Source organism: Salmonella sp. SAL4457, from assembly GCF_046548235.1.
GTDB classification, from domain to species: domain Bacteria; phylum Pseudomonadota; class Gammaproteobacteria; order Enterobacterales; family Enterobacteriaceae; genus Salmonella; species Salmonella enterica.
This window is the reverse complement of the sequence record NZ_JBGDZO010000763.1, coordinates 1-260: the sequence shown is the minus strand read 5'-3', so window position 1 is coordinate 260 and position 260 is coordinate 1. Positions and strand designations below refer to the sequence as shown.

General features: G+C 71.9%; 1 protein-coding gene. It reads right to left on the bottom strand.

What is annotated here, in order from left to right; all coding sequences use genetic code 11:
• Positions 1-47: 47 nt before the first annotated feature.
• A partial coding sequence (locus tag ACLJNW_RS26215) for a hypothetical protein (RefSeq protein ID WP_410961507.1) occupies positions 48-260 on the bottom strand: 213 nt, incomplete at its 5' end.

The window sequence follows — 260 nt, the reverse complement described above, 5'->3', positions numbered from 1 at the left end:
TTCCGGACCAGGAGCACCCTTCCGGACGCCGGCGGCAGCGAGCCGGGTCACTCGTAGCGGAACGTCGCCACCAGCTCCTGCATCCGGCCCGACATCCGCGACAGCTCGCCGACGGCGGTGCTGATCTCGCGGACGCCGGCCGTCGTGACCTGGGAGGTGTCGGCGAGCGTGTCGATCGCGGACGCGATCTCGCCGGTGCCGCCGGCGGCCTCGGAGACGCTGCGGTTCATCTCGCTGGTGGTCACGGACTGCTCCTCGAC